Annotated in this window: 17 protein-coding genes; 11 read left to right on the top strand and 6 right to left on the bottom strand. The window is 74.4% G+C overall.

What is annotated here, in order from left to right; translation table 11 throughout:
• Positions 1–52: 52 nt before the first annotated feature.
• Together FB455_RS08320 and FB455_RS08315 are read left to right on the top strand one after the other, a co-directional pair.
• The gene (locus tag FB455_RS08320) at positions 53–1,078 is read left to right on the top strand and encodes a cobalamin biosynthesis protein (protein WP_047893462.1); all 1,026 of its coding nucleotides are present in this window, start codon (positions 53–55) and stop codon (positions 1,076–1,078) included.
• Positions 1,075–2,619 (top strand): cobyric acid synthase, encoded by a 1,545-nt coding sequence (locus tag FB455_RS08315; RefSeq protein WP_145752767.1) that lies wholly within the window; start codon positions 1,075–1,077, stop codon positions 2,617–2,619. Before FB455_RS08320 ends, FB455_RS08315 begins: the two co-directional genes overlap by 4 nt.
• Here the strand turns inward: FB455_RS08315 and FB455_RS08310 are convergent.
• Positions 2,613–3,014 (bottom strand): rhodanese-like domain-containing protein, encoded by a 402-nt coding sequence (locus FB455_RS08310; RefSeq protein ID WP_013288093.1) that lies wholly within the window; start codon positions 3,012–3,014, stop codon positions 2,613–2,615. The two genes, FB455_RS08315 and FB455_RS08310, sit on opposite strands and share 7 nt — an antisense overlap.
• A gap of 111 nt (positions 3,015–3,125) precedes the next feature.
• Here FB455_RS08310 and FB455_RS08305 point away from each other — a divergent pair, with 111 nt between their 5' ends.
• The 4 genes from FB455_RS08305 (at position 3,126) to FB455_RS08290 (ending at position 7,122) form a co-directional block, all read left to right on the top strand.
• Complete coding sequence (locus FB455_RS08305; protein WP_186466384.1) at positions 3,126–3,779, top strand: hypothetical protein; 654 nt, start codon at positions 3,126–3,128, stop codon at positions 3,777–3,779.
• 21 nt (positions 3,780–3,800) lie between these two features.
• A complete protein-coding gene (locus FB455_RS08300; protein ID WP_013288091.1) occupies positions 3,801–5,165 on the top strand; it encodes a dipeptidase in 1,365 nt (454 codons plus the stop codon).
• 78 nt (positions 5,166–5,243) lie between these two features.
• A complete protein-coding gene (locus FB455_RS08295; RefSeq protein ID WP_030273275.1) occupies positions 5,244–5,450 on the top strand; it encodes a hypothetical protein in 207 nt (68 codons plus the stop codon).
• 88 nt (positions 5,451–5,538) lie between these two features.
• Positions 5,539–7,122 carry an ATP-dependent DNA ligase gene (locus FB455_RS08290; RefSeq protein ID WP_013288089.1) on the top strand — a complete coding sequence of 528 codons (1,584 nt, stop codon included), beginning with the start codon at positions 5,539–5,541 and terminating at the stop codon, positions 7,120–7,122.
• 4 nt (positions 7,123–7,126) lie between these two features.
• On the opposite strand, the gene FB455_RS08285 is transcribed toward FB455_RS08290, so the two are convergent.
• Together FB455_RS08285 and FB455_RS08280 are read right to left on the bottom strand one after the other, a co-directional pair.
• Positions 7,127–7,897, bottom strand: coding sequence for a hypothetical protein (locus tag FB455_RS08285; RefSeq protein ID WP_145752765.1), 771 nt, complete (start codon positions 7,895–7,897; stop codon positions 7,127–7,129).
• An 81-nt stretch (positions 7,898–7,978) separates the two neighbouring features.
• Positions 7,979–8,797, bottom strand: coding sequence for an SURF1 family cytochrome oxidase biogenesis protein (locus tag FB455_RS08280; RefSeq protein WP_013288087.1), 819 nt, complete (start codon positions 8,795–8,797; stop codon positions 7,979–7,981).
• 134 nt (positions 8,798–8,931) lie between these two features.
• Here FB455_RS08280 and FB455_RS08275 point away from each other — a divergent pair, with 134 nt between their 5' ends.
• Both FB455_RS08275 and FB455_RS08270 read left to right on the top strand, forming a co-directional pair.
• On the top strand, positions 8,932–10,302 hold the full coding sequence (locus tag FB455_RS08275) for a cobyrinic acid a,c-diamide synthase CobB (protein ID WP_013288086.1): 1,371 nt from the start codon (positions 8,932–8,934) through the stop codon (positions 10,300–10,302).
• Entirely contained in the window at positions 10,299–10,868 is a 570-nt protein-coding gene (locus FB455_RS08270; protein ID WP_013475458.1) for a GNAT family N-acetyltransferase, read from the top strand. The genes FB455_RS08275 and FB455_RS08270 overlap by 4 nt, the downstream gene beginning before the upstream one ends.
• A 112-nt stretch (positions 10,869–10,980) precedes the next feature.
• Here FB455_RS08270 and FB455_RS08265 read toward each other — a convergent pair whose 3' ends face one another.
• Positions 10,981–13,113, bottom strand: coding sequence for a transglycosylase domain-containing protein (locus FB455_RS08265; protein ID WP_013288084.1), 2,133 nt, complete (start codon positions 13,111–13,113; stop codon positions 10,981–10,983).
• 121 nt (positions 13,114–13,234) lie between these two features.
• On the opposite strand from FB455_RS08265, the gene cobC reads away from it, so the two are divergent.
• Genes cobC through cobA form a run of 3 tightly spaced genes read left to right on the top strand, consistent with a single transcriptional unit; the run spans position 13,235 to position 16,637 of the window.
• Positions 13,235–14,317: an Rv2231c family histidinol phosphate aminotransferase CobC gene (gene cobC / locus FB455_RS08260; protein WP_145752761.1), complete on the top strand. Its 1,083-nt coding sequence runs from the start codon at positions 13,235–13,237 to the stop codon at positions 14,315–14,317.
• Positions 14,317–15,390: a nicotinate-nucleotide--dimethylbenzimidazole phosphoribosyltransferase gene (gene cobT / locus FB455_RS08255; protein WP_145753055.1), complete on the top strand. Its 1,074-nt coding sequence runs from the start codon at positions 14,317–14,319 to the stop codon at positions 15,388–15,390. Before cobC ends, cobT begins: the two co-directional genes overlap by 1 nt.
• Entirely contained in the window at positions 15,387–16,637 is a 1,251-nt protein-coding gene (gene cobA, locus FB455_RS08250) for a uroporphyrinogen-III C-methyltransferase (protein ID WP_013475462.1), read from the top strand. Before cobT ends, cobA begins: the two co-directional genes overlap by 4 nt.
• 165 nt (positions 16,638–16,802) lie before the next feature.
• Here the strand turns inward: cobA and otsB are convergent, their stop codons facing one another.
• On the bottom strand, positions 16,803–19,403 hold the full coding sequence (gene otsB / locus FB455_RS08245; RefSeq protein WP_071098014.1) for a trehalose-phosphatase: 2,601 nt from the start codon (positions 19,401–19,403) through the stop codon (positions 16,803–16,805).
• Entirely contained in the window at positions 19,400–20,800 is a 1,401-nt protein-coding gene (locus FB455_RS08240) for an alpha,alpha-trehalose-phosphate synthase (UDP-forming) (protein ID WP_013288079.1), read from the bottom strand. Before FB455_RS08240 ends, otsB begins: the two co-directional genes overlap by 4 nt.
• Positions 20,801–21,049: the final 249 nt, after the last annotated feature.

The following is a 21,049-nucleotide window of genomic DNA, read 5'->3' as shown; positions in this document are numbered from 1 at the left end:
GGCGTCACCACCCCGCGGTACGACTAGGCTGGCCGGCCGGAGGTGGTGACGGGTGCGGCAGGCGACCGCCATGGCGAACGCGACCGGGTTGGTGGCGGGCTACGCGCTCGACGCCCTGCTCGGCGACCCCCGCCGGTGGCATCCGGTGGCCGGCTTCGGCACGGCGGCCGGCGCGCTGGAACGGCGGGTCTACCGCCCCGACCGGACGGCCGGCACCGCCTTCACGGCGCTCGCCGTCGGCGCGCCGGTCCTGCTCGGCGCCGCCGCCGCGCTGGCGACCCGCCGCCATCCGGTGGCCCGGGCCGCGCTGGTGGCCGCCGGCACCTGGACGGTGCTGGGCGGGCGCACGCTGCGGCACGAGTCCCGGGTGATGGCACGGGCACTGGGCCGGGCCGACCTGCCCGCCGCCCGGTCCCGCCTGGGCAACCTCTGCGGACGCGACCCGTCGGCCCTCGACGAGCCCGAACTCGCCCGCGCCACGGTCGAGTCGGTCGCCGAGAACACCTCGGACGCCGTGGTCGCCCCGCTGGTCTGGGGCGCGGTCGCGGGCCTGCCCGGCCTGCTCGGCTACCGGGCGGCGAACACGCTCGACGCGATGGTCGGCCACCGCTCGCCCCGGTACGCCCGCTTCGGCACCCCGGCGGCCCGGCTGGACGACGCGCTGAACCTCGTGCCGTCCCGGCTCACCGGGCTGCTCACGGTGGCCGTCGCGCCGGTGGCACACGGGGACCGCGCCGCCGCCTGGCACGTGTGGCGACGGGACCGGGCCGACCACCCGAGCCCGAACGCCGGTCAGTGCGAGGCGGCCATGGCGGGCGCGCTCGGCGTCCGGCTCGGCGGGCGCAACGTCTACTTCGGCCGCGCCGAGACCCGGCCCTTCCTCGGTGACGGGCCCCGCCCCGAGGCGCGGCACCTGAAGCGGGCCGCCCGGATCTCGGGCGCGGTGGGTGTGGCCGCGCTCGGCCTGGCCGCGCTCTACCCGGTGACAGTCGGTCGCCTGGTCGGCGCTGCCGGCCGGGCCGCGCTGGGTGCCGTCACCCGAGCGGCCCGTGACTCAGGCCGGGGGAGCGGGCGGTGAGCGGCGGGCTGCTGGTCGCCGGCACCACCTCCGACGCCGGCAAGAGCGTGCTCACCGCCGGCATCTGCCGCTGGCTGCGCCGCCGGGGCGTCCGGGTCGCCCCGTTCAAGGCGCAGAACATGTCGAACAACTCCGCCGTGGTGGTCGGCCCGGACGGTCGCGGCGGCGAACTGGGCCGCGCCCAGGCGATGCAGGCCGCCGCCTGCGGGCTGGACGCCGACCTGCGCTTCAACCCGGTGCTGCTCAAGCCGGGCAGCGACCACGCCAGCCAGGTGGTGCTGCTCGGTGAGGCGGTGGACACGGTCACCGCCGGCAACTACCACGAGGTACGGTCCCGGCTCGCCAGCACGGCGTACGCGGCGCTGGCCGAGCTGCGGGCCGAGTACGACGTGGTGATCTGCGAGGGCGCGGGCAGCCCTGCCGAGATCAACCTGCGCGACGGCGACTACGTCAACATGGGGCTGGCGCGTCAGGCCGGGCTGCCCACGATCGTGGTCGGCGACATCGACAGGGGCGGCGTGTTCGCCTCGATGTTCGGCACCGTCGCCCTGCTCGACGCGGCCGACCAGGCGCTGCTGGCCGGGTTCGTGGTGAACAAGTTCCGGGGTGACCGCGGCCTGCTCCAGCCGGGGCTGGACATGCTGCACCGGGTCACCGGCCGCCCGACGTACGGGGTGGTGCCCTGGGCACTGGACCTGTGGCTCGACGCGGAGGACTCGCTCGCGTACGGGCGGGTGCTCGGCCGGCCGCCCGCCCCCCGGGGCACCGACTGGCTCGACGTCGCAGTGGTCCGGCTGCCCCGGATCAGCAACGCCACCGACGTGGAGGCGCTGGCGACCGAACCGGGTGTGCGGGTACGCCTCACCGTCGAGCCGGCCGAACTCGCCGCCGCCGATCTGGTGGTGCTCCCCGGCACCAAGTCGACAGTCGCCGACCTGGCCTGGCTGCGGGAGACCGGCCTGGCCGACGCGGTCCGGGCGCACGCCGCCGCCGGACGGCCGCTGCTCGGCATCTGCGGCGGCTTCCAGATGCTGGGCCGGGCGATCCACGATGCGGTGGAGAGCCGCCGGGGCACCGTACCCGGCCTCGGGCTGCTGCCCGTCGAGATCACCTTCGAGCCCCGCAAGACGGTCCGCCGGGCCGAGGGCACCGCCGCCGGCGACGTGCCGGTCCACGGGTACGAGATCCACCACGGCCGGGTCACGGCCGCCGACCCGGGCCTCGCGCCGCTGCTGCGCTACGCCGACGGCACCGGCGAGGGCGCGCGCCTCGGCACCGTGTACGGCACGCACTGGCACGGCGCCTTCTCCTCGGACGCGTTCCGCCGCCGGTTCCTGACCGAGGTCGCGGAGGCGGCCGGACGGACCGGGTTCAAGGTCGCGCCGGACACGTCCTTCGCGGCGGCCCGGGAACGGACGCTGGACCTGCTGGGCGACCTGGTGGAGGAGCACCTCGACACCGACGCGCTGTGGCGGCTGATCGAGTCCGGCCCACCGCCGGGACTGCCGTTCGTGCCACCCGGTGCGCCACCGGCTCAGTAGCGCACGTCGGCCGGGCGGTCGGACATCGGCAGTCCGGCCTCCCGCCAGCCCTGCACGCCGCCGATCATGTCGGTGGCCTGCCGCAGTCCCAGCGTCTGGAGGCTGGCGGCGGCCAGGCTGGAGCTGTACCCCTCCCGGCACACCACGACGATCTCGCGGTCGTACCCGGTGGCCTCGGGTATGCGCCACGCGCTGGCCGGGTCGAGTCGCCACTCCAGCACCGTGCGGTCGATGACGATCGCGCCGGGCAGCTCACCCTCCTCGCGGCGCTGCGCCTCGGTACGCGTGTCGATCAGCAGCGCGCCGCCACGGACCGCCTCGACGGTCTCGTGCGGGGTGAGCCGGCGGAGACCGGCGCGGGCCTGTTCCAGGAGGGCGTCGACGCCCGGACACATCACGTCATGGAGCACCCCCCGATGATGCCCAGCGCGCCGCGCCGCCGCTCGGCGAAACGGTCCGCCCGGGTCGCAGTTTCCAGCGGACGGGGGAACGTTAGCGTCGGTCGGGTGAACGTTGCCCTGATCGAGGCGTACGCCGGGTTGGCCCGTCGGGTGCTGGCCGGGCCGGCGCGGTTGGGGCGTACCCGGCTGGTCGCCGTCGACGGGCCCAGCGGCGCGGGCAAGAGCCGGTTCGCGACGCGCCTCGCGGATGCCCTGGCGGCGGGGGCGGGCGGCGTCCGCCCGCCGCTCGTGCACACCGACGACCTGCTCGACGGCTGGGACGACCAGCTCACGTTCTGGACCCGGCTGGAGGAGCAGGTCCTCGGCCCGCTGCGGGCCGGCCGGGCGGGCGGTTACCGCCGCTACAGCTGGGTGCGCCGTCGTTTCCTGGACCGGGTGGTGCCGGTGCCGGCCGGTCCGGTGCTGATCGTCGAGGGGGTGAGCGCCGCCCGCGCCGCGGTACGCCCCGAGCTGACGCTGTCGGTGCTCGTCGCCGCGCCGGCCGAGCTGCGGTTGCGCCGGGCGCTGGCCCGCGACGGCGAGCAGATCCTGCCGGAGCTGCGCCGCTGGCACGCGGGGGAGCGGTCGCACTTCGCCGCCGACGGCACCGAGGCCGCTGTGGACCTGGTCGTCGACGGCGCCCCGGACCTGCCGCACGACGCGGACCGCTACTACGTGCGCGTGGGGCGGCGATCGGGCTCGGGCGACGTGGCGGGGTAAGGCCAGCATACGATTCCGGTCATGACCACTCCGATCCTCTCCGAGTCCGAGGTACGGGCCGCCGTCGAGCGGGAACTCCCCGGCGTCCGTGCCGACCTCGAGCGACTCGTCCGCATCCCGGGCATCGCCTTCGAGGGCTTCGACCACTCGCACGTGGAGCGTTCCGCCGAGGCGGTGGCGGAGCTGCTGCGCGGCTGCGGCCTCGACACGCGGATCGTCCGGTCCGGCGGCCAGCCCGCGGTGATCGGCACGAAGGCGGCCCCGGCCGGCGCGCCCACAGTGCTCATGTACGCGCACCACGACGTGCAGCCGGTCGGCGACCTGTCGCTGTGGGAGTCGGACCCGTTCGAGCCGGTGGAGCGCGACGGCCGCCTCTACGGCCGGGGCGCCGCCGACGACAAGGCGGGCATCATGGCGCACGTCGCCGCGCTGCGCGCGTTCGGCGACCGGCTGCCGGTCGGCGTGGTGCTGTTCATCGAGGGCGAGGAGGAGTACGGCTCGGACTCGCTGGAGCGGCTGCTCGCCGAGCACCGTGACGACCTGGCCTCGGACGTCATCGTGATCGCCGACTCCACCAACTGGGACGTCGGCGTGCCGGCGCTGACCACCTCGCTGCGCGGCATCGTGAACTGCTTCGTGGAGGTGCGCACGCTCGACCACGCGGTGCACAGCGGCATGTTCGGCGGCGCCGTGCCGGACGCGCTCACCGCGCTGGTGAAGCTGCTCGGCACGCTGCACGACGAGGCGGGTGACGTAGCGGTGGACGGGCTGGCCGCCCGCGAGGGCGCCAGCGTCGACTACCCGGAGGACCGGTTCCGCGCCGAGGCCGGCCTGGTCGACGGCGCGCGGCTGTTCGGCACCGGCCGGATCACCGACCGGCTCTGGACGAAGCCGGCGCTGGCGATCCTGGGCGTGGACGCGCCGTCCACCGGCGAGGCCCCGAACGCGCTGGTGCCGTCCGCGAAGGCGAAGCTGAGCGTACGGCTGGCGCCGGGCGACGACCCGAAGAAGGCGTACGCGGCGCTGACCGCGCACCTGGAGCGGCACGCGCCGTGGGGCGCTCAGGTGTCGGTGACGTTTGAGCACGACGGCGCGCCCTGCGTCATCGACGCCTCCGGGCCGATGTTCGACGCGGCCCGGTCGGCGTTCCGGACGGCCTGGGACGGCACCGACCCGGTCGACATCGGGGTGGGCGGGTCGATCCCGTTCATCGCCACGTTCCAGGAGATGTTCCCGCGGGCCGCGATCCTGGTGACCGGTGTGGAGGACCCGCACGCGCGGGCGCACGGGCCGAACGAGAGCCTGCACCTGGGCGAGTTCGCGCGGGTGTGCCTGGCCGAGGCGCTGCTGCTGGCCCGGGTGGCCGAGGCCGGAAACCGCGCCTGAGGTGTCGAAACCGTAACTTCGGGGCGGATGTCGGAGTTTGTGGTGTGTCGGCGGGCGGGGTGTTATAGCCTTTCGAACATGCGTACGAACGACGAGATGGAGCGGCTCCAGGCCGCCGTCCGTGCTCTGGGGGACGTCGACGTCTCCGCGTGGTCCGAGGACACGCTCAACGAACAGATCGGCGAGCTCTCCGCCGCCCTGGTCACGCTCGACGCGCTGCTCACCCGGGTCGCCGAGGGCGTGCGCGGGCGCGGCCTGCGCATCGAGGAACCGGTCTCGGCCTGACCGTCGGCCCGTCGGCCCGGCGCACCCGTGCGGTGTGCCGGGCCGCCGGATCCACCCCGATGTCACACGCGACTGGCAGGATGTGGGCGTGCGTTTCGCGGAGCTGGCGGCCACCTCGGCCGCGGTCGGGGCCACCAGCGGTCGACGGGCCAAGGTGGAGCTGCTGGCCGCCGCGCTGCGCGGGCTGGAGCCGGGCGAGATCCCGGCCGGTGCCGGCTATCTCGCCGGTGAGCTGCGCCAGCGTCAGACCGGTGTCGGCTGGGCGGGCCTGCGTGACCTGCCTCCGCCGGCCGCCGAGCCGACGCTCACCGTCGCCGCCGTCGACGCGGCGATCGAGGAGATCTCCCGCGTCGCCGGGGCCGGTTCGCAGGCCCGGCGCCGGGAACTGGTCGGCCGTCTCTTCGCCGCCGCCACCGCCGACGAGCAGCGCCTGCTGACCGGCCTGTTCCGGGGCGAGCTGCGCCAGGGCGCGCAGGCCGGGCTGCTGGCCGACGCGGTCGCGCGCGCCGCCGACGTCCCGGTCACGGCCGTCCGGCGGGCCCTGCTGCTCGCCGGTGACCTGCGGGCGGTGGCGGTCGCGGCGCTCACCGGCGGCGCCGCCGCGCTGGCCGGGTTCGGGCTCCAGGTGGGCCGGCCGCTCGCGCCGATGCTGGCGCAGAGCGCGCCCTCGGTCGACGAGGCGCTCACCGCCACCGGCGTGCCGGCGATGGTCGACGTGAAGCTCGACGGCATCCGCATCCAGGTGCACCGCTCCGGCCCGGACATCGCGGTCTTCACCCGCAGCCTGGACGAGATCACCGGCCGGCTGCCCCAGGTGGTGGCCGCCGTCCGCGCGCTGCCCGCCCGCGAGCTGGTGCTCGACGGCGAGGCGATCGGGCTGGACGCCGCCGGCCGGCCGCTGCCGTTCCAGGAGACGTCCAGCCGGGCGGCCCGGCGCACCACGCCCAGCACCACCGGGCAGGCACCGGTCGCGCCCGCCGTGCTGGCCGCCGCCGAGCGCACCGGCGAACCGGTGCTCACGCCGTACTTCTTCGACCTGCTGCACCTCGACGGCACCGACCTGATCGACGCGCCCGGACGGGAGCGGTGGGCGGCCCTGGCCGGCGCGGTCGACGCCTCGCTGCTCGTCGACCGAATCGAGGTGGACGACGTGGAGCAGGCGGCCACGGCGTTCGCCGCGGCTGTCGACGCCGGCCAGGAGGGCGTGGTGGTCAAAGACCCGGCCGCGCCCTACGACGCCGGCCGGCGCGGCTCGGCCTGGGTCAAGGTCAAGCCGCGGCACACGCTCGACCTGGTGGTCCTCGCGGTCGAGTGGGGCAGCGGCCGGCGGGAGGGCTGGCTGTCCAACCTGCACCTCGGCGCCCGCGATCCGCGCACCGGCGAGTTCGTCATGCTCGGCAAGACGTTCAAGGGGCTCACCGACGAGCTGCTGCGCTGGCAGACCGAACGGTTCCTGTCGCTCGCCGTGGAGAAGGGCGACTGGGTGGTGCGGGTCCGGCCGGAGCAGGTGGTCGAGATCGCGTTCGACGGGGTGCAGACGAGCAGCCGGTACCCGGGCGGCATGGCGTTGCGCTTCGCCCGCGTGCTGCGCTACCGCGACGACAAGACCGCCGCCGAGGCGGACACCATCGACGCGGTCCGCGCCATCCACGCCGGCCGGGTCACCGGCTGACGGCTCAGCCGGCCGACAACGACCGGGCGTAGTTGACCTGGTTGTTGAGCTGCTGCACCTGGAACTGGTCGGTCACCGGTATCCGCGCGACGTACTGGTGCCCGCCACTGTTCACCGTCACCTGCACGGTGCCGTAGTGCCGCGTCTCCTTGACCAGCAGGAAGAGGAGGCTGAACACGGTCAGGCAGAAGAAGCCGAGGATCGCGGCGACGATGGCCCACTGGGCGATCTTCTCCTCCTTCTGCCAGTAGTCGGTCACGTACCAGGAGGCGCCGGCGAGCGGCAGGACGCCGGCCGGGGTGCGGATGACAGGCGGCGTCACCATGATCTCGGCGATCTGCACGGCTACCGCCGACTGCGTGGGCGGCACCGGCCCGGGCGGTGGATACGCCCCGGGTGCGGGCCCGTAGTACGGCGCGACCACCCCGGCCGGCGGTACGGGCGGCGCCGAGAACTGCGCGGGCGGCGCCGAGAACTGCGCGGGCGGCGCGGAGAACTGCGCGGGCGGCGCGGAGAACTGCGGCGCGGCCGGGAACTGCGCGGTGGCCGGCGGCGCGGAGAGCGGCGCCGGTGGGGCCGAGAACGGCGGCGCGGAGTAAGGCGGGGCCACCGGCGGGGCGGGGAACTGCGCGGTGGGGGCGGGAGTGACGGGTGCCTCCGGCGCGGCGATCACCGGGAACTGCTCGGTGGGCGGCGCGACCGCAGGCGGCATGGCCGACCACGGGTCGTACGCGGGTGGCTCGGCGGCCGGGGGCGTCGTGGCGTCAGAGGTCACCGCGACCCCCACGATTGACGATCATCCGCGGACCCTACAACGTCCCCGCCCCCAGGTGTGCCCACCGGGAGGGCGACGTACTCAGGCGGAGGTGGGGGCGGCGGGCTCGGCGGCGCGGTCCACCGGCTCACCCGGGGTGTCCAGCCCGGCCCGGCGGCGGGCCTCCCGGCGCGCCACCCAGCCGTAGCCGAACAGGCTCATCACCGCGAAGATCCACCACTGCCACACGTAGCCGAAGTTCTGCCAGTTGTTGGTGTGCCCGATCTGGACCGCCTGGAAGGCCGGGTCGGCGGCCGGCGTCTGGCCGTCGAGCAGCACGTAGCCGCCGGTCACCGGGTAGGGGAGTTGCTCGGCCAGGCGCGGGATGTCGATGCGCCGGGCCTCCAGCTTGCCGTCGCGCCGGCTGACCGCGCCGCCGCCGCTCTCGCTGCCGACCACCCGGCCGGTCACTGTCACCTCGCCGGCCGGCGCCGCCGGCACCTCCGGCTGGACTGTCGCGCCGGCGCCCGGCACGGGCGGGATCCAGCCCCGGTCGACGAGCACCGCGGTGCCGTCGGCCAGCACCAGCGGGGTGAGCACCTCGAAGCCGACGGTCCGGTCGACGGTACGGCCGCGGATCAGGACGGTGTTCGCGCTGTCGTACCGGCCGGTGGCGGTGACCCGGCTCCAGGTGAGCTCCTCGGACGGCGCGGGACCGACGTCGCCGCCGCTGGGCGCGGGGAGCGCGTCGCGCAGCGGCGCGGGCGTCATGGTGGCCCCGGCGTCGATGCGCTCGTTGACGGCCGTCCGGCCCCGGTAGCGGTCCAGCTGCCAGTTGCCCAGGAACACCATCACCGTGGCGGCGACGAGCGTGAGCGCGAGGTAGCCGAGCCAGCGCGGGGTCAGCAGGAACCGGTACACGTTGGCCAAGGCTACCCGTATGAGCGATGCCACTCGCCGCTGCCAGGCAGAAACGGCGGTGTGCGCGGCTCTCGCGCGCCGGGCCGGACGGGTATGGTCACGCGGGCGGAAACCACCCACATCAGGAGTCGATGATGACCGACGTGCCGCGCGTCGTGCTGAGTGCGCCCTCCTCGGGGCACGGCACCGGCGCCGTCTCCCTCGGCCTGCTCGCGGCGTTCACCGACCGGGGAATCCCGGTGGCCGGGTTCAAGGTCGGGCCGGACCAGGTGGACGCGGCGTATCTGGGGCTCGCCGCCGGGCGCGCCGGGCGCACGCTGGACCCGAGACTCGTCGGCCCGGAGCGGATCGCCCCCCTTTTCGCGTACGGCGCGGCCGGCGCCGGGTTCGCGCTGGTGCAGGGCACGATGGGCCTCTACGACTCGGTCGGCGGACGACCGGAGAGCGAGTCCACGGCAGCAGTCGCCACCGCGCTGCGCAGCCCGGTGGTGCTCGTGGTGGACGTGGCCGCGATGGGCCAGTCGGTGGCCGCGCTGGTGCACGGCTTCCGGGCGTACGACGACGAGCTGTGGCTGGGCGGCGTGATCCTCAACCGGGTGGCCTCGCCCCGGCACGAGGCGCTGTTGCGCGAGGCGCTCGACGACGTGGGCGTGCCGGTCTACGGGGCGTTGCGCCGGCACGAGCTGCCCCCGGTGCTGCCCGCCCGCCGGTACGGCACCGGTCCCGTGGTGCGTGCCGACGCGGACGCCGAACGCGGCGTACGCCGGCTCGGTGAGGCGGTGGCCGCCACCGTCGACCTCGACCGGCTGCTGGCGCTGGCCCGCTCCGCCCCCGCGCTCACCGTGGAGCCGTGGTCGCCGGAGCCGGCCGACGCGCCGCAGCCGTCGGGGGAGCGGCCGGTGGTGGCGCTCGCCGGCGGACCGGCCGGCGCCTACAGCCACCCCGAGACCGCCGAGCTGCTGCGCGCCGCGGGCGCCGAGGTGGTCACGCTCGACCCGCTGCGCGACGAGGCGCTGCCCGCCGGGGCGCGCGCGCTCGTCGTCGGCGGCGGGCTGCCCGAGACGTACGCGGAGCAGCTCTCCGCCAACCGCCGCCTCTGCATCGCGGTGGCCGAGCTGGCCCGTTCGGGCCGCCCGGTGATCGCCGAGGGGGCCGGCCTGCTCTGGCTGGCCCGGGAGCTGGACGGCCTGCCCATGTGCGGGGTGCTCGACGCGGTCGGCACGATCCGGGACGGCCTGGTGGTCGGCTACCGCACGGCCACCGCTGTCACCGACAGCGTGGTGGCCGCGGCCGGCACGACGGTGACCGGGCACAAGCAGCACGCCGCAGTGCTCACTCCGCGGGCCGGTGACCGTCCGGCCTGGCGCTGGGAGGGTGGCAACCCGGAGGGCTTCGTCCGGCAGGCGGTGCACGCCTCGCAGCTCGTGCCGCACTGGGCCGCGCATCCGGACATCGCGGCCCGGCTGGTGGCCGCCGCGCTGGCGCCGGTGGGGGCGCCGGCGTGATCGGGCAGGTGGCGGTACGCCGGTTCCCGGCGCTCACCGTCTCGACCCCGCGCATCGAGGTGCGGCACCTCGTCGTCGCCGACGCGGAGGCGGTGGACGAGGTGTTCGCCGACCGGCAGACGCAGCGCTGGCTGCCGCTGGCCGAGGCGTCCGGGCAGATCGACGGGCGGGCGTGGTGCACCGAGCTGGCCCGGCAGCGGCGCGACAGCGGCGACGGCGACCACTGGGCGGTGGTCCGCCGGGAGGACCAGCGGGTGGTCGGCTCGCTCTGGGCCCGCCGTACCGACTGGGGCGCCCGGCTCACCGAGCTGTCGTACGCGATCGCGCCGCACGCCCGGGGTTACGGCCTCGCGGTCGAGGCGGTGGACGCGGTGGCCATCGCGTTGATCCTGGAGCACGGGTTCCAGCGGGTGGAGCTGCGGGTGGCGGCCGGCAACGTGGCGTCCCGGCGGGTCGCCGAGAAGGCCGGCTTCAGCTACGAGGGCCTGCTGCGCAACGCCGGTATCGTCCGCGGCGCCCGGGTCGACCTGGAGCTGTGGTCCTTCGTCGCCGCCGACCTCCGCTGACCGCTCCCGCCCCACAACGTCGATCAAGGAGTTCGCGTCGGCGGATCGGCCGATCCGGGACGCAAACTCCTTGATCAACTACCCGGGCGCACCCCCGGGCGGATCAGGTGGGTCAGCCGACCATCTGGTCGGAGGGTGGGGTGAACTGGCGGGTGGGCTGGCCCTTCAGGGAGTCCCGCAGGGTCTGCGCCACCGCGTTCACCGGGATCTGCGACTGGCCGTCACCCACCGCGTTGAACGGATTGTCCGGGTCGGCGATGAAGCTCGCCGCCGCCAGCTCCGGCGTGTAGCCGACGAACCACGCCGACCGGGTGCTGTCCGTCGTACCCGTCTTGCCGGCGACCGGGCGGCCCACGGTGCCCCGCACGCTGTCGGCTGTCGACCAGCCGCCGCAGCTCCCCTTGGCCGGGGTGTCGCCGGTCGGGCAGCGCGCCGCGTCCGTGGCGGCGCGGGCCGCGTCGGCGTTCACCACCTGCCGGCACCGCGGCTTGGCGACCTCCCGCTGCACCCCGCCCGCCGTCGTGTACGTGGCCGGCGTGCCGTCCCGGTTCATGATCGCGTTGACCGGGATGGCCTCGCAGTAGCGCCCGTCGGCGGCGATGGCGGCGTACGCGTTCGCCATCTCCAGCGGGGTGGCGTCGGAGACGCCGAGCGTGAACGCGCCCCACTTCTTCGCCTTGCCCGGCGACGCCTGCTCCTTGTCCACGTCGGTACGCCAGCGCAGCCCCAGCTGCTCGGCCAGGCGCACCCCGGCGTCCGCGCCGATCTTCTCCTCCAGTTGGACGAAGTACGTGTTCACCGACTTGCCGAACCCGGACCACATGGTCTGCCGGCCGGTCATCGCGCCGCTGGCGTTGGACGGGGCCCACCCGTCGTAGACGGCCGACTTGTACGTGTGCGGCGAGTCGTACGCGGTGGACAGCGGCATCCCGGCGTTCAGCGCGGCGAGCATCGGGAACATCTTGAACGTCGAACCGGCCTGGTAGCCCGGTAGCGTCCCGCCGCCGAGCAGCGGCGCCACGGTGTTCGGGTAGTTCGCCTTGACCTTCGGGCCGGCCTCCGGGTTCGAGCTGTTCGGGTTCTCGGCCAGGTCGAGCGAGTAGTTCCGGTTCACCGCCATCGCCTTGATCCGTCCGGTGCCGGGTTCGGCGACCACGATGCCGTTGGCGAACGGGCTGCCGGTGTTGTCCTTGGCGCCGACGTTCTTCTCCGCCGCCGCCTGGGTCTTCGGGTCGACGGCGAGCACGATCCGGTAGCCGCCGCGGCGCAGCTTGTCCATCCGTTCCAGCCGGTTCTCGCCGAACGCGGGCTGCGAGCTCCACCAGTTCTTCAGGTAGTCGCAGTAGAAGCCCCAGCTGCGGTGGCCGCCGTCGATCGCGGCGCAGTCGTTCGGCGGGGTGGTCAGCTTCAGCTTGATCGGCTGGCCCTTGGCCGCGGCGGCGGCATCGGGCGACAGGTAACCGAGGCGGGCCATGTTGTCCAGCACGTAGTTGCGCCGCCCGGTGGCGTCCTTCTGGTCCGAGGTGATCGGGTCGTACTCCGACGGCGACTTCACCAGCCCGGCCAGCGTGGCCGCCTCGACCGGGGTGAGCGTGGCCGGGGTCTTGGAGAAGAAGATCTGCGAGGCGGCGTAGATCCCGTACGCGCGGTGACCGAAGTAGGCCGAGTTGAGGTAGCGCTCCAGGATCTGCTCCTTGCTCAGGTGCTTCTCGATGTCCAGCGCCATGCGCATCTCCTTGACCTTGCGCAGGCTGGTCTGCTGGGTCGCCTCCTGGACCTCCTTGGGCGTGGTCGCGCTGTCCCGCAGCGCCATCCGCACGTACTGCATGGTGATCGTCGAGGCGCCCTGGGAGACGCCGCCGGATCGGGCGTTGGACACGAAAGCACGCGCCACGCCCTTCGGGTCGACGCCGTGGTGCTGGTAGAAGCGGTTGTCCTCGGCGGCGACGATCGCCTGCTGGATGTTCGGCGACATGTTCTCGATCTTGGTGTACTGCCGGTACTCCTCGTAGAACATCGTCAGCACGGTCTTGCCGTCCGGCGCGTAGACGTACGAGGTCTCGGCCGGCAGCGCGGTCTTGAGGATGCTCGTCTTCTGTTCGATCGCGTGCGCGGTGGCCTTGGCCCCGATGCCGGTGACGGCGACCAGTGGATACAGGGCGGCGGCGACCACGATGCCGGCGATCAGCCCGGCGCGGAGAAGGGGAACGAGACGGCCAGCGGAAGCAAGGGGACGACTGCTCACGGGGTCAAGCTATGACATTTCCGATTCAAAAATGAGAAGAACTCATAAACCAGCGGACCGTGACGCGACCCACGCCGGGATGCGCTGTCCCGGGCGGCGGCTACCCGGCAGGATCGCGGACATGCCCGCAGCACCGACCGGGAGCGCCGCCGCGCTCGACGAGCCCGACCTGGGCCACCACGGGGACGCCGAGGCCACTCCCGGCCTGGTGGACCTGGCGGTGAACGTGCGCCGCGCCCCGATGCCGGACTGGCTGGCCGACCCGATCACCGCGGCGCTGGGCGACCTGGCCGCGTATCCGGACCCGGCACCGGCCCGCGCCGCCGTCGCTCACCGGCACGGGCGACCCCCGGAGGAGGTACTCCTCACCGCCGGCGCCGCCGAGGGTTTCGTCCTGATCGCCCGCGCGCTGTCCGGCGTCCGCCACCCCGTTGTGGTGCACCCGCAGTTCACCGAGCCGGAGGCCGCGCTGCGGGCCGCCGGGCACCGGGTCGACCGGGTGCTGCTCGACCCGGCCGACGGCTTCCGCCTGGACCCGGCCCGCGTCCCCGGCGACGCCGACCTGGTCATGATCGGCAACCCCACGAACCCGACCTCGGTCCTGCACCCGGCGGACACCATCGCCGCGCTGGCCCGTCCCGGCCGGGTGCTCGTGGTCGACGAGGCGTTCGCCGACACCACAGCCGCCCCCGGCGTCGACGGCGAGCCCGAGTCGCTCGCCGCCCGCCGCGACCTCCCCGGCCTCGTGGTGGTCCGCAGCCTCACCAAGACCTGGGGCCTGGCCGGGCTGCGGATCGGCTACCTGCTCGGCGACGCCGCACTGCTGGCCCGGTTCGCCACCGCGCAGCCGCTCTGGGCGGTCTCCACCCCGGCGCTCGCCGCCGCCACCGCCTGCGCCGCGCCGGCCGCCGTCGCCGCCGAACGCACCATCGCCGCCGAACTCGCCGCCGACCGCGACCACCTGGTGGCCCGCCTGTGCGGCCTGCCGGGGGTACGCGTGGCGGGCCGCCCGGCCGCCGCCTTCGTCCTGATCCACGTGGTCGGCGCCGCCGACGTACGCGAGCGGCTGCGCGCCCACGGCTGGGCGGTACGCCGGGGCGACACGTTCCCCGGGCTCGGCCCGGACTGGCTCCGGATCGCCGTACGCGACCGGCGCACCACCGACGCGTTCATCGAGACGCTGGCACGGATCCTGGAGGCATGATGCTGGAGTCCACAGTCGCGGCGATCCGGCCGCTGGACGAGGCCGCCATGGCGGCGGCCCGCGAGTTGCAGGGGCGGCTGACCAAGCCCGCCGGCTCGCTCGGCGCCCTGGAGCCGCTCTCGGTACGCCTCGCCGGGCTGGCCGGCGCCTGCCCACCGCCACTGCCCGAACCGGCCGCGGTGGCGATCTTCGCCGGTGACCACGGCGTGCACGCCCAGGGCGTGACCCCGTGGCCGCAGGAGGTCACCGCCCAGATGATCGCCAACTTCCTGGCCGGCGGCGCGGTGGTCAACGCGTTCGCCCGCCAGGCCGGTGCCTCGGTCACAGTGGTGGACGTCGGCGTGGCCACCCCGATCCCCGGTGCCGACGAGCCCGGTGACCCGGCCGGGCCGCGCCTGGTGGCCGCGAACGTACGGCCCGGTACCCGCGACATGACGGTCACCGCGGCGCTGACCCGGGACGAGGCCCGCGCGGCCGTCGAGACCGGCATCCGGGTCGCCGGCGAACTGATCGACGCCGGGGCGGGCATCCTGCTCACCGGCGACATGGGCATCGGCAACACCACCCCGTCCGCCACGCTCATCGCCGCGTTCTCCGGCGTGGACGCCGAGGCGGCCACCGGCCGGGGCACCGGGGTCGACGACGAGACGTACGCCCGCAAGGTGGCTGTGGTGCGGGCCGCGCTGGCCCGGCACGAGCCCGACCCGGCCGACCCGCTGGGCGTGCTGGCGACCGTCGGCGGGCTGGAGCACGCCGCGCTGACCGGCCTGATCCTCGGCGCCGCCGCGCGCCGGGTGCCGGTGCTGCTCGACGGCGTGATCGCGGTGAGCGCCGCGCTCGCCGCCGCCGCGTTCGCGCCGGACGCCGTGGGCGCCATGGTCGCCGGGCACCGCAGCGCCGAGCCGGGCGCCACGGCGGCGCTGCGGCACCTCGGCCTGGAACCGCTGATCGACCTGGGGCTGCGGCTCGGCGAGGGCACCGGAGCGCTGCTCGCCCTGCCGGTGGTCACCGGCGCGGTCCGGGTGCTGCACGAGGTGGCCACGTTCGACTCCGCCGGGGTGGCGGAGAAGTGACCGGGCCGACGCCGCCGAGCCCGTACCCGCTGGGGTTGCGGCTGGGCGGGCGGCGCGTGGTCGTCGTCGGCGGGGGAGCGGTCGCGACCCGGCGGGTGCCCGCGCTGCTCGACGCCGGCGCGGACGTGCTGCTGGTGTCGCCCGAGCTGACCCCGGCGCTGCGCGCGCACGTCGACGCCGGGCGGCTGCACTGGGAGCCGCGCCGGTTCGTCCCCGGCGACCTGGACGGTGCGTGGCTGGTCCAGGTGGCGGTCGACGACCGGGCGGCCGCCGCTGCGGTCAGTGCCGCCGCGGCCGAGCGGCGGATCTTCTGCGTACGCGCCGACGACCGGACGGCGGCGAGCGCGTGGACCCCGGCGGTGACCCGGCACGGCCCGGTCACAGTGGCGGTCCTCGGCGGCGGCGACCCCCGCCGAGCGATGGCGACCCGCGACGCCATCCGCGCCCTGCTCGGAAGGAAGGGCCCCCTCTTAACGCCTGCGGTAGAGGAAGGGCCCCCTCTTAACACCGGAGGGCGCGTCGCACTTGTCGGATCCGGACCGGGCGACCCGGAGCTGATCACCGTGAAGGGGTGGCGGCTGCTCACCGAGGCCGAGGTGGTCGTCGCCGACCGGCTCGTGCCCGGCCTGCTCCTGGACGAGTTGCGCCCGGACGTCGAGCTGGTCGACGCCTCCAAGATCCCGTACGGGCCGTCCCGTGCCCAGGAGGAGATCAACCGGATCCTGGTGGACCGGGCGCGGGCCGGCAAGGTGGTGGTACGGCTCAAGGGCGGCGACCCGTACGTCTTCGGCCGTGGGGGCGAGGAGTTGCTGGCCTGCGCCGAGGCGGGCGTGCCGGTGACTGTGGTGCCCGGCGTGACGAGCGCGATCGCGGTGCCGGAGGTGGCCGGGGTGCCGGTGACCCACCGGGGCGTGGCGCACGAGTTCACAGTGGTCTCCGGGCACCTCGCGCCCGACGCGCCCGCGTCGCTGGTGCGCTGGGACGCCCTGGCCGGGCTGCGGGGCACGCTCGTGATCCTGATGGGCCTGAAGAACCTCGCCGCGATCGGTGCCACCCTGATCGCGCACGGCAAGCCGGCTGACACTCCCGCCGCGGTGATCCAGGAGGGCACCACAGCCGCCCAGCGGATGCTGCGCTCCACGCTGGGCCGGGTCGCCGCCGACGTCGAGGCCGCCGCGCTGCGCCCACCCGCGATCGTGGTGCTCGGCGACGTGGTCCACGCCCTGACCCCGCCCGCCGCCCCCTGATAGCGCCGATCTTGCACTTGGTGCCCGCTCGGTGCCCGTTATAGCCCCTTCGCCGGGGCAGCAAGTGCAAGATCGCCGGGCTGGAGGCGGGGCTGGGGCTGGGGTGGGACGGGGACGGCGGCGGGGACCTTGGGGTCCTCGCCGCCGTCTTGTGCTTCGGTCAGGTCACTGCTTGAGCATGTTGTCCAGCAGCAGGGCGCAGCGGATCAGGCCGAGGTGGCTGTACGCCTGCGGGTGGTTGCCCAGCCCGCGCTCGGCCAGCGGGTCGTACTGCTCCGGCAGCAGCCCGGTCGGCCCGGCCGTGTCGACCATCTGGGTGAACAGCTCCTCGGCATCGCTGCGGCGACCGGTGCGCAGGTACGCCTCGATCAGCCACGACGTGCAGATGTGGAAGCCGCCCTCCCGGCCGGGCAGGCCGTCGTCCCAGTGGTACCGGTAGACGACCGGACCGCTGCGCAACTCCGCCTCGATCTTGAGCACGGTGGAGAGGAAGCGCGGGTCGTCGCCGGCGAGCAGCCCGGAGATGCCGATCCACAGTGACGAGGCGTCCATCTCCTCGTACCCGTAGGCGACGCTGTACGCCTCGGCCTCCGGGTGCCAGCCGTGCTCCAGCACGTTCGAGGCGATCCGGTCGCGCAGCTCGACCCACTCGGGCCGGTCCTCGCCGCCGTGGCGGCGTACGACGTGCAGCGCGCGGTCCACCGTCATCCAGAGCATGACCTTGGAGAAGACGTGGTGCCGCGGGGGGAGGCGGGCCTCCCAGATGCCGTGGTCGGGCTCGTGCCAGCGGCGGCGTACCGCCTCGACCATGTTCTCCAGCACTCGCCACTCGTCGTCGCGGATCGAGCCACGGGCGTCGGCCACCGCCGCGATCAGGTCCGCGACCGGGCCGAAGACGTCGAGCTGGAGCTGGTGGTTGGCGAGGTTGCCGACGCGTACCGGCCGGGAGCCGGCGTAGCCGGGCAGCGTGTCGATGACCGCCTCGGCGCCCAGTTCGAAGCCGTCCACCGTGTAGAGCGGGTGCAGCCGCTCCGGGTGCCCGCCGGTGCGCTCGACCACGCCGTCGATCCAGCGCAGCAGCCCTTCGGCCTCCTCGGTCGAGCCGAGGTCGACCAGCGCGCGGGCGGTCATCGCGGCGTCCCGCAGCCAGCAGTAGCGGTAGTCCCAGTTGCGGACACCGCCCAGTTCCTCCGGCAGCGACGTGGTGGCCGCGGCGAGGATCGAGCCGGTCGGTTCGTGGCAGAGGCCGCGCAGCGTCAGCGCGCTGCGGGCGACCAGGTCCCGGGCGGTCGCGGGCAGCCGCAGCGAGGCCACCCAGTCCTTCCAGGGCTGCTCCGCGGCGGCCTGCCGCTCGTGCAGCGGCAGCCGGTGCGGTTCCAGGCTCTGCGTGCCGAAGCGCAGCTCCAGCACCACCTGGCCACCGGCGGCGGACAGGTCGACCACCGCCTTCGCGGTCTCGTAGCCGGCGTCGTTGGTGACCTCCCACTCGACGCCGGGGGAGTGCAGCGCGACCGGCTCGTTGGAGCCGAGCACCAGCAGGCCGTCGTCGAGCGGCTGGAGCTGCACCGCCACCTGCCCGAACTCGGGGCGCGGCGCGAACTCGACCCGGGCCCGCCCGGTGCCGCTGAGCACCCGGACCAGTGTCGAGTCGCCGCTGACCACTGCGGGGTCGTCCGGCGTGGTCTCCCGTACCGGCAGGTCGAGCCAGTCGGTCACGGTCAGGCCGGACCAGCGGGTCTCGACCGTCATCGTGTTGCTGCGGTAGCGCTGGCCCAGCGGGATGCCGCCCCGCTCCGGGCCGACCGTGAAATGCCCGGCCGGGCTGCCGCCGACCAGGTCGGCGAAGATCGCCGCCGAGTCCGGCTTCGGGTGGCACAGCCAGGTGATCTTGGCTTCCGGTGTGACGAGCGCGACGGTACGGCCGTTGGCGAGCATCGAGTGCCGCTCGATCGGCACCGCCCGCTCGCCGAACAGCCAGTGCCGCCGCGTCTCCAGCAGCAGCCCGAGCGCCCGGGCCGCCTCGATCGGCTCGGCCACCCGGTAGTCGGCCCGGGTCTCCCCGGGACCGATCTTGATGCCGACGTCCGGCCCGGTCAGGTTGCCGAAGGCGTTCTCGTCGGTGACGTCGTCGCCGATGAACAGCACCGCGCTCGCGGCGAGCTGGGTGCGGAGCTGGTCGACGGCGGTGCCCTTGTTGGTGACGACCACCGACAGCTCGATGACCTCCTTGCCCTGGGTGACTGTCACGCCCTCCCAGGTCGCGGGGCCGTTGCGGACCGCCTCGACGGCCCGGGCGGCGATGTGCGGGTCCACACCGCGGGTGTGCACTGCGACGCTGGCCGGCTTGCGTTCCAGGCGGATGCCCGGGTGCTCGGCGGCGATCTCGCGCAGCGCCTCGCGGAGCCGGTGCCGGACCGCGATCAGCTCGGGGGTGAGCCGCTCGACGAAGCCGATGTCGAACTCCGAGCCGTGGCTGCCGACGAGGTGCACCTCGCTGGGCAGCCGCGAGAGCGTGGCCAGGTCGCGCAGCGCCCGGCCGGAGACGACGGCGACGCTCGTCTGCGGCAGCGCGGCGAGCGCGCGTACGGCCGCCACCGACTCGGGCAGCGGCACTGCCTTGCTGGGGTCCTCGACGATCGGCGCCAGCGTGCCGTCGTAGTCGCAGGCGACCAGGAGTTGCGGAACCCGGGCGATACGGCCGATGGCGGCACGCAGTTCGGGATCCAGCACGCCGCCGTGGGCGGCGGCGGGGGCGGGCGAGGTCACGCAGCCTCCGTATCGGGGACGCCGAGCTCGCTGAGGAACGACTTGGCCCAGTGGCCCACGTCGTGGCTGCGCAGATGGCGCTGCATGACGCGCATCCGGCGGCGGGCTTCGGGCTTTTCGACATGCACGGCCCGCAGCAACGCGTCCTTCACCGCGTCCGGGTCGTGCGGATTACACAGGAACGCCTGGCGCAGCTCTGTCGCGGCGCCGGCGAACTCACTGAGCACGAGCGCGCCGCCCTGGTCGGCGCGCGATGCGACGTACTCCTTGGCCACCAGATTCATTCCGTCTCGCAGCGGGGTCACCATCATCACGTCGGCCGCGACGTACATCGCGGCCAGTTCGGAGCGACTGTACGACTGATGCAGATAATGCACTGCAGGCACGCCGACCCGGCCGAATTCACCATTGATCCGGCCAACCTCGCGTTCCACCTTCACCCGAAGTGCCTGGTAGTGCTCCACGCGCTCGCGGCTGGGCGTGGCGACCTGCACCATAACCGCGTCCGGAACTGTCAACTTTCCGTCAGCGAGGAGTTCTCGGAAGGCCTTCAGCCGGAGTTCGATGCCCTTGGTGTAGTCGAGCCGGTCGACGCCCAGGATGATCGTCTTCGGGTTGCCCAGCTCCTCGCGGATCTGCTTGGCCCGGGCCTGGATCGCGGGGTCCTCGGCCAGCCGCTCCATCTCCTTGGTGTCGATCGAGATGGGGAACGCGCCGGCCTTCACCTGCCGGCCGTCGACCTGGATCATCTGGCCCTCGTAGCGCAGGCCGAGCAGGTGCCGGGCCAGCCGGACGAAGTTCTGCGCCGCCAGGCGCTGCTGGAAGCCGACCAGGTCCGCGCCGAGCAGTCCACGGAGGATCTCGGTGCGGAACGGCATCTGCATGAACAGCTCGATCGGCGGGAACGGGATGTGCAGGAAGAAGCCGATCCGCAGGTCCGGCCGCAGCTCGCGGAGCATCGCCGGCACGAGCTGGAGCTGGTAGTCCTGGACCCAGACCGTCGCGCCCTCGGCGGCCACGTCCGCCGCGGCCTCCGCGAACCGGGCGTTCACCAGCCGGTACGCCTCGCGCCAGCGCCGCTTGTAGGCGGGCGTCTCCACCGCGTCGTGGTAGAGCGGCCAGATCGTCGCGTTCGACTGGCCCTCGTAGTAGCGCTCCAGCTCCTCGGCGCTCAACGGCACCGGGTGCAGCCGGATGCCCTCCAGGTCGAACGGCTCGGGCGCGGCGCCGGTGCCGCCGGCCCACCCCACCCAGGTGCCCTGGTGCTCGGCCAGCACCGGGTGCAGCGCGGTCACCAGCCCGCCGGGGCTGCGCCGCCACTGCCGCCCCTCGGGTGTGCTCACCTCGTCGACCGGCAGACGGTTGGCCACTACGACAAAGGAGCTACGGACGGTCACGATCGGCCACCTCCGGGTACTGACGGGTCCACCGCGATGAGCGTACTGAGCGTAGCTGCGGCGTCTGATCCCCCGTGCCGGAGTTACCTACCCGTCCCAGAACCGCCGAACCCAACGCGTGATCTTGTCGACACCCGGGCCCGCAGTTCGGCTCTTCCCGGTCGTACCGGAGACGTCCACGAGTGCTACCGGCGTCGGCGACGAGGCTCGCCGCCGTACCCCTGGGGTGGGGTGATGTGGGCGTGGCGG

It is taken from the genome of Micromonospora sp. CNZ296 (assembly GCF_007827635.1).
This window is presented reverse-complemented; position numbering and strand designations above follow the sequence as displayed.

What these genes read in the sequence shown, in the direction of transcription:
- FB455_RS08275 (WP_013288086.1), top strand. Translation starts at nt 8,932, where the DNA reads ATGACCGACGTGCCGCGCGTCGTGCTGAGTGCGCCCTCCTCGGGGCAC.
- cobT (WP_145753055.1), top strand. Translation starts at nt 14,317, where the DNA reads ATGCTGGAGTCCACAGTCGCGGCGATCCGGCCGCTGGACGAGGCCGCC.
- FB455_RS08300 (WP_013288091.1), top strand. Translation starts at nt 3,801, where the DNA reads ATGACCACTCCGATCCTCTCCGAGTCCGAGGTACGGGCCGCCGTCGAG.
- cobC (WP_145752761.1), top strand. Translation starts at nt 13,235, where the DNA reads ATGCCCGCAGCACCGACCGGGAGCGCCGCCGCGCTCGACGAGCCCGAC.
- FB455_RS08310 (WP_013288093.1), bottom strand. Translation starts at nt 3,014, where the DNA reads ATGTGTCCGGGCGTCGACGCCCTCCTGGAACAGGCCCGCGCCGGTCTC.
- FB455_RS08295 (WP_030273275.1), top strand. Translation starts at nt 5,244, where the DNA reads ATGCGTACGAACGACGAGATGGAGCGGCTCCAGGCCGCCGTCCGTGCT.